This window comes from Bacillus sp. JST-5 (assembly GCF_057747715.1).
On the sequence record NZ_JBYLHW010000093.1, the window covers coordinates 1 to 7,520 of the forward strand.

The window sequence follows — 7,520 nt, forward strand, 5'->3', positions numbered from 1 at the left end:
AGGTACGAGCTGTTGTTGACTTATCGCAAGGGAGAGAGGTCATCGTTCACTAGGCGTTCGTGCCGCAGCTGGACATAAGAAAAGCGGAGGCGAGCGTTTAGTGGCGAACGAACGGGAGGCACTCCTGCACTGAGATAAAGGAAACACAGCGAGGTACGAGCTGATGTTGACTTATCGTAGGGGAAGGAGTGAGTCGTTCGCAAGCCACTGCGAGCCGAGCTAGACAATAGAAAAGCGAAGGCACATCTAGAACGCCGTATGAACGGGAGGGCCTCTTGCACTGAGATAAAGGAAACACAGCGAGGAAACGAGCTGATGTTGACTTATCGCAAGGGAGAGAGGTCATCGTTCACTAGGCGTTCGTGCCGTAGATAGAAATGTATAAATTATTTCTTACAATGTTTTCCTAGGGATTTTATAAAAACTTCCAGTTGCATGAGCAATTAATGTCCCATCTTCTCTAAAAGCTTGACCTTCCACTACAATTATTTTCTTTCCTTTGTGAATCATTTTCGCGATGCATTTTAACTCTCTACCTGACCCTTTAGCTAGGAAATGAATATGCATTTCGCTTGTTACTACTGCATAATCGCTCCCAGCTTGTTTGGCAGCAAGCGTACCCATTGTTGAATCTAACACTGTCATTGTTACTCCACCGTGTGCAATTTTTAACGAATTGTCTGTTAATGGTGTAAGTGGGATAGTTACCTCATATGTATGTTCATTTTGTTTTCTATCCATATGGAAAATAGCACCTATGTATGTACCATTGATTCCTTCTTGTTTCTTTTTCAATCCTGACAACATTTGCTCTAGTACTATTAAATCTTCTTCATTACTGTTTTGAAGAACATCTTCAAATAGCCCTTTTAGTTTCTCCTTCATGTGTCTTTCTCTCCTTCGTACCTTGTCATTCCATATTCTATCATTATTGAAAAGTGAAAAAAATGAAAAAGAATAGAAAAAACGTTGCCATTTTCTAATGAAAACATAATGTATTATAGGTAAATATTTAGAGGTGAAGGGAAATGGGAAAGGATAAGCTTCATCCAAGCGTAAAAAAATTTAAACAATTCGTTGCCAACCACCCACATGTATTAGAAGAAGTTAAAAGAGGAGAAAAAACGCTTCAAGAATTATTTGAGGAATGGTACATTCTTGGGGAAGATGATCCAAAATGGAACGTAAATCATCAATCTGAAAAAAAATCAAAAGATGAATCGAATGACGATGGAAAATTAAATGATATTATTGGTAGCGTTTTATCTGCAGTAAAAAATATAGATATACAACAATTGCAAAAACATATTGGGACGGCACAACAATTCATCACGTCTCTTCAAGAAATAATTCAACAATTTCAAGGAAATCAACAAACCTCAAATAAAAATAGCCATCCTTTGTTTTCTTTTAGAAAGGATTAAGGAGGTTTTGACTTGAGAACGGAAGTGATTCAATATATACGATCAAAACCGAATCTCCACCAATTCATTCGGGAAGAACCTAAATGGTACAGAATATTAAGTAGAAATCCTCATGAAATTAAACGAATGGAATATGAGGCAAAAAAATATTATAAACAAACCATTCCAGATCGCATGGAGCAAATCGTAAACGGTATTCAAATGGCACAAATGATGATGAGTATGTTCCAAGTAATGAACAATCAATCATAAATCTTTATTGAAATTTATTTTTTAATATGCCTAAAGAAATTAGCTAAATGATAATCTAAAAGGATTGGTGTATGCCGATCCTTTTTGTATTTTTTTGGAAGTTTAACAAAGCCCATGTAATCAAATTTCTACATAAGCAATTTTATTTTCATTATTTATACTTTCTGACTAAAACATTATAGATTGGAACAACCTATTAAAAAGGTAACAAAAGGGGGGCATACGATGAAAAAATTTTTGCTTATCTTCATGGTCATTATTCTTATCGGTTGTTCTAAACAAATACCAGAACCTGACGTTCAAAAGGAGAAAAAAGAGTCCATTGATCCAATACAAATGGAGTATAAAAAAGCCATTCCGACGCTTTCTTTTCGTCATTCTAAAACGACGTTTGACGTATATTATTCCATAAAGAATAAAGATCTACTCATTGATTGTTATATCCCTTCAGTTACTTTTAACAAAAATATAAAAGGAAACGATGATGTTGCCAAAATTGTTGCCTACGTCAATGGGAAAAATCATTCAGTCTATCATTCTCCAGCATTTATCATTTCAAATTTACAAAAGGGAACAAATAAAATAACATTGGAAGTTCATACATCAGGAAAAAAAGAAAGATTGACAAAAGAGTTTATTGTAACGATTCCTTAATGATTAGCCTCCATCATATATTCATGGTAAAATAGGAATTGGAGGTGAGCTTTTTGCTTGCTACTATGGAGCAGTTAGAAATATTAAGTCAATCAGAAGAACTAGCACGGATGATTATCGACAGTGAAATCGTTGAACAATATATACTAGCTCGAAAAAAAATGCTTTCCAATAAAGAAACACAAAAAAAGATTCAACATTTTGTCCAATTAAAAGAACTTTATGAAGATGTGCAGCGTTATGGCAAATACCATCCTGATTATAAAGAAATTATGACAAAAGTGCGTCTTGCTAAAAGAGAGATGGATTTAGACGACAATGTTGCTGAATTTCGTAGAGCAGAAAATGATTTACAAACATTATTAGATGAAATCAGTTTAATTATCGGAAAATCAGTTTCAGAACATGTAAAAGTCCCAACAGGGAACCCATTTTTTGAGTCTAGTTGCAGTGGTGGATGTGGATCCGGCGGAAGTTGTGGATGTTCCACTCATTAATTTTTATATCGAATGCAATCGATACAATTATTTCCACAACAAAACATTTTTTCTTGAGGGACGAAAAAACGGTGACGAAATACGAACATTTCGTTATCGTTTCTTACATACACCGTTCGAAAACTTAATCGTCTACCTTTAATGGCTTGTCGGGAACAAGCATGAATATCTTTAATAATCATCGTTTCTGAAGATAGGCTACTTTTGATATAAAGAAAAGGAATACCTGCTATTTTTTTATATTCAGCTTGTTGTACATGAGATACTTGATTAAGACAATGTAAAAAAGAGTTCCAAATATTTTGTAAATCCATGCTTATCACCCAACTTTAATACTAGCCAATGTTTCATCTATTGATTATAATATTTTTTATAAATTCTGAAGATTAGGTGGATTTTTATGTTACGTCAAAGACAAGGATTAATTATTTGGTTATATTCACTAAAACAAGCAAAAGCTTTAAGAAAATATGGGAATATTCACTATGTATCAAAAAAATTAAAATATGTAGTATTATATTGTGATGCAGATGAAATTGATGATCTTACAGAGAAGATTTCTTCTTATTCTTTTGTGAAAAAAGTAGAGCCGTCTTATCGGCCATTTGTAAAAACCGAGTATGAAAATTCTAAACCGGATAAAGCGAAAGAGTACGATTATAAAATGGGGTTTTAAAAAAACGGATGAAGACTGTTATAATCATTCTTCATCCGTTTTTTGTTTAATGAATTTATCTTTGCTCATTTGAGATAATCAACAACAGCTCGTACCTCTCTGTGTTTCCTTTATCTCAGTGCAGGAGGCCCTCCCGTTCATACGGCGTTCTCTTGTGCCTCCGCTTTTCTATTGTCTAGCTCGGCTCGCAGTGGCTAGCGAACGACCCACTCCTTCCCCTACGATAAGTCAACAACAGCTCGTACCTCGCTGTGTTTCCTTTATCTCAGTTCAGGAGTGCCTCCCGTTCGTACGCCACTAGGCGCTAGCCTCCGCTTTTCTATGTCCAGCTGCGGCACGAACGCCTAGTGAACGATGACCTCTCTCCCTTGCGATAAGTCAACAACAGCTCGTACCTCGCTGTGTTTCCTTTATCTCAGTTCAGGAGTGTCTCCCGTTCGTTCGCCACTAGGCGCTCGCCTCCGCTTTTCTATGTCCAGCTGCGGCACGAACGCCTAGTGAACGATGACCTCTCTCCCTTGCGATAAGTCAACAACAGCTCGTACCTCGCTGTGTTTCCTTTATCTCAGTTCAGGAGTGTCTCCCGTTCGTTCGCCACTAGGCGCTCGCCTCCGCTTTTCTTATGTCAATGGGGGGATGTAGCGGTTCATTCGCAAGATTCCTATTAGATGTTGGTAGTATAGTTCTTTTTCATGGAAAAATGTTGAAGGTTTCACATCTAATTCAATAATTGGTTTATTTAATTGTTCGGATAAATTGACAAACATATCATAGCGTTTATTTTTTGTTATATGTGGATATGGAATTCCTTCTCGGCAAATGTAAATCGGTTGAAATTTCCCTTCTCCGCTAGGGGCTAATACGATTGCCAATGATGTAGCAGGTTTTCCTTTTACTTCAGTATGAAAAGCCATTAAGTGCATCACTCGGTCTTTATTTCTTAGTCCAATTTCTATTAATTCATATATATCCGAGTAACCTTCTCCTAATTCAATAAATTTTTGAATCATCTTCTCACCCCTATCCTCAAGTGTTCCATCCCTACTTTAACATGAATGATCTCATTTGTCTTGTCCGTAAATGTCGAATATTCCGTGAACTATCTGTAAAATTGTAAAACTTTCTGTTATTGTTTAAGTAATAACATTTACTCAACAAATGAGGAGTATTGCTTATGAATAATCGTTTAGGTGGAGCATTAATAACATTACTTTCGTTTACGATTTTCGGTATATTAATTTGGCAATGGAATGTTTATGAAAAACAAGCGGCAAGAAATTTAAAACAAGAACATGTATTTCAACATTTTACGATTCATCATAACGAAAAAAGCATCTATGTTTCTCAAACGATAAGCGAATTAAAAGGAGAAAAATACACTTTGCATATACCGGAAGGAATAACAAAAGTTAGTTGTATGGATCAGAAAAAAGGGTCCGAATGTTTAAATGTAAAACCTGAAAATGGACAAATTCATATTCGCTACAATCTCCCTAAACAACATGATACATATGTTTTCTTAAATCATTGGTATATAACGTTAGAAAAAGTGGATGTTCAACATACTACAATTGATATTATTGAGTCAAGTGCCAATAGAGGTATATGGGTTTCAAACATGAATTTACTATCTCAAAATTCCGAAAAATTAATAGATTACTATTTTTTTGAATATGATGGACAACCTACGAATCTTTATTGGCAAAAATCTCCTTTGAACAGGTATCAGTGGAAAAATGGGACGGTCATCTATTCAGAAACTGCTATCAAAGAGAAAGAATTATTTCTAGAGAATGATTTTACATTCACTCGCCATCCAGCATTAGTTTTAACAAAGTTAAATAGCTTCATACAGTCTGATTCTATTATTGTTTTTCCACTTCAAGACGATTTGGAAAAGGTTAAGTTTGATATATTAAGTTCTATGGTATGGGCTGAGTTTTTATATAAAGAACATGATGCTCAAAAACATGCCCAAGTTATTGCAGCGTTAATGATTGAAACGATGCCTACCGATCCTCATGCGAAACGAATGTATCAAGAATTAACGAAACAATTAGATGAAAAAACAAGAATGGAATTTTTAAATCAATTATTTTCAAAAGAAAACTTGGACGGAAAGGTAGGAAACCTAGATGATTTATTGGGAAGGATTATGGGATTAAAGACGTCCTTTTTTACAGATAATAGGGGAAAAAGTTTCATCCCATTAATGTTTTATAAAGAATTTGACATACATATCGGTCAAGAAAAATTAAAAAATGAAAAAATTTATTATGATGGCAATAATTCTTACTTTTCATTTCAAAAGGTTATGAAATCGCTAGGGTATAAATTTGAAAAAATGAGTGATACAGATCTCTATATCTCCAATTCGTATAAATCATACCGATTTTATCTAGATCAGAACATATTTATCTTAAATGAAGAAGAATACGGATTATATGAAAATCCATTTAAAGTAATTAATGACGATATATATATTAGGGAGGATTGGCTTAAAAAAATTTTCCGATTGCAAATTATTGAAGATGAAGATCGTGTAAAAATATTATAAAAAAATAACCCTGCAACGAACATGTGCAGGGTCCTTCTAACTCCAATAAGGAGTGAAGGCAAAGGGAGAGGAGAAACCGGAGGAAGAACTTATGGGGAAACGTAAGTCTTCTCCGCGGTTGGCAACAACATCACCGTAATGGATGTTGTCATTTACATTATGACCATTTGATTCACTCTTATACATTTTTTTAATTTTTTCTTTCCATTTTGACAAAAGTAGAGGAAATAAAAGAGATATGTTAGGATATTTGTGAACGCTTTAATCCATAATATTGTGGTGATTTGATGAGAGTAATTTCAGGTATAAGAAAAGGGAAGCAGTTAAAAGCTGTTCCTGGATTTAATACAAGACCTACAACAGATAAAGTAAAAGAAGCGATTTTTAATATGATTGGTCCTTATTTTGACGGTGGAATGGGACTTGACTTATTTGCCGGAAGTGGTGGTCTAGGTATTGAAGGCTTAAGCAGAGGTTTGGATAAGGTAATTTTTATCGATCAGGATGCTAAAGCCATTCATACTGTTCGGACAAATTTAGAAATATGTTCTTTTTTAGAACAAGCGGAAATTTATAAAAATGACTCTATTCGTGCATTGCAAATTTTAGGTAAAAGGGAATTAAAATTTGATGTGATCTGGATGGATCCACCATATAAAAAGAAACTATTAGATAATCTATTGGTAACAGTTCAAAACAAAGGCTTACTGAAAGAAGATGGGGTCATTGTTTATGAACATGATGCAAATGATGAAATACCGGAATATGTAGGGGATTTGCATCGAGTAAAACAAAATCATTATGGCATCATCGGTATTTCCATTTTTTCTTATGACCTAAATAAGGAGGATTAATATGCAAAAAATTGCTGTATGCCCAGGAAGTTTTGACCCCATAACTAATGGTCATTTAGACATTATTTCACGCGGTGCGAAAGTGTTTGACCTAGTGCATGTTGTAGTGCTTAATAATTCTTCGAAAAAACCTTTATTTTCAGTCGAAGAAAGAAAAGAACTTATAGAAAAAGTGACCTCACATATCCCAAATGTGAAAGTTGATGCCTATCAAGGACTGTTAGTTGACTATGCGAAAAGTGTCAATGCAAAAGCGATTATTCGGGGATTACGAGCGGTTAGTGATTTTGAATATGAAATGCAAATTACATCGATGAACCGAATCTTAAATGAAGAGATTGAAACATTTTTTATCATGACAAATAATCAATATTCATTCTTAAGTTCTAGCATTGTTAAGGAAGTTGCAAAATATAATGGAGACATTAAAGATTTAGTACCTAAAGATGTAGAGATTGCATTGAAAGAAAAATTTTTACAAAAAAAATTTTAACTAAAAGAGGCTCTTTTGAAGTTTTCAAAGAGCCTCTCAGACTGTCGACAAACCCCAACTCAAATGCTTCATTTGAGTTGGGGTTTGTCTTTTTTTGCTCATCATTTTCTAAG

11 protein-coding genes are annotated in these 7,520 nt (G+C 34.5%); 8 read left to right on the plus strand and 3 right to left on the minus strand.

The genetic code is table 11. The annotated features are described in order from the left end of the window. Positions 1–393: 393 nt before the first annotated feature. Entirely contained in the window at positions 394–885 is a 492-nt protein-coding gene (locus AC3ASS_RS13120; protein WP_488283972.1) for a PaaI family thioesterase, read from the minus strand. Positions 886–1,028: 143 nt separating this feature from the next. Between AC3ASS_RS13120 and ylbD the strand changes: the two genes are divergently transcribed. The 4 genes from ylbD (at position 1,029) to AC3ASS_RS13140 (ending at position 2,827) form a co-directional block, all read left to right on the plus strand. After that, the gene (gene ylbD, locus AC3ASS_RS13125) at positions 1,029–1,424 is read left to right on the plus strand and encodes a spore coat protein YlbD (protein ID WP_488283973.1); all 396 of its coding nucleotides are present in this window, start codon (positions 1,029–1,031) and stop codon (positions 1,422–1,424) included. A 12-nt stretch (positions 1,425–1,436) separates the two neighbouring features. Beyond that, the gene (locus AC3ASS_RS13130) at positions 1,437–1,676 is read left to right on the plus strand and encodes a YlbE-like family protein (RefSeq protein WP_488283974.1); all 240 of its coding nucleotides are present in this window, start codon (positions 1,437–1,439) and stop codon (positions 1,674–1,676) included. 225 nt (positions 1,677–1,901) lie between these two features. Next, the gene (locus AC3ASS_RS13135; protein ID WP_488283975.1) at positions 1,902–2,330 is read left to right on the plus strand and encodes a hypothetical protein; all 429 of its coding nucleotides are present in this window, start codon (positions 1,902–1,904) and stop codon (positions 2,328–2,330) included. A gap of 53 nt (positions 2,331–2,383) precedes the next feature. Then, positions 2,384–2,827, plus strand: a complete 444-nt coding sequence (locus tag AC3ASS_RS13140) for a YlbF/YmcA family competence regulator (RefSeq protein ID WP_488283976.1) — start codon at positions 2,384–2,386, stop codon at positions 2,825–2,827. On the opposite strand, the gene AC3ASS_RS13145 is transcribed toward AC3ASS_RS13140, so the two are convergent. Continuing rightward, complete coding sequence (locus tag AC3ASS_RS13145; protein WP_488283977.1) at positions 2,824–3,141, minus strand: hypothetical protein; 318 nt, start codon at positions 3,139–3,141, stop codon at positions 2,824–2,826. The genes AC3ASS_RS13140 and AC3ASS_RS13145 overlap by 4 nt on opposite strands. A gap of 86 nt (positions 3,142–3,227) precedes the next feature. Between AC3ASS_RS13145 and AC3ASS_RS13150 the strand changes: the two genes are divergently transcribed. Then, on the plus strand, positions 3,228–3,503 hold the full coding sequence (locus tag AC3ASS_RS13150) for a YlbG family protein (protein ID WP_488283978.1): 276 nt from the start codon (positions 3,228–3,230) through the stop codon (positions 3,501–3,503). A gap of 620 nt (positions 3,504–4,123) precedes the next feature. On the opposite strand, the gene AC3ASS_RS13155 is transcribed toward AC3ASS_RS13150, so the two are convergent. Further along, positions 4,124–4,513: a DUF7147 family protein gene (locus tag AC3ASS_RS13155; protein WP_488283979.1), complete on the minus strand. Its 390-nt coding sequence runs from the start codon at positions 4,511–4,513 to the stop codon at positions 4,124–4,126. Positions 4,514–4,677: 164 nt separating this feature from the next. On the opposite strand from AC3ASS_RS13155, the gene AC3ASS_RS13160 reads away from it, so the two are divergent. From AC3ASS_RS13160 to coaD, 3 genes are all read left to right on the plus strand, one after another. Next, entirely contained in the window at positions 4,678–6,060 is a 1,383-nt protein-coding gene (locus tag AC3ASS_RS13160) for a hypothetical protein (protein ID WP_488283980.1), read from the plus strand. A gap of 287 nt (positions 6,061–6,347) precedes the next feature. Continuing rightward, a complete protein-coding gene (rsmD, locus tag AC3ASS_RS13165; RefSeq protein ID WP_488283981.1) occupies positions 6,348–6,914 on the plus strand; it encodes a 16S rRNA (guanine(966)-N(2))-methyltransferase RsmD in 567 nt (188 codons plus the stop codon). Between the two features lies 1 nt (position 6,915). Beyond that, positions 6,916–7,407 (plus strand): pantetheine-phosphate adenylyltransferase, encoded by a 492-nt coding sequence (coaD, locus tag AC3ASS_RS13170; protein WP_488283982.1) that lies wholly within the window; start codon positions 6,916–6,918, stop codon positions 7,405–7,407. The last annotated feature ends 113 nt before the right edge of the window (positions 7,408–7,520 follow it).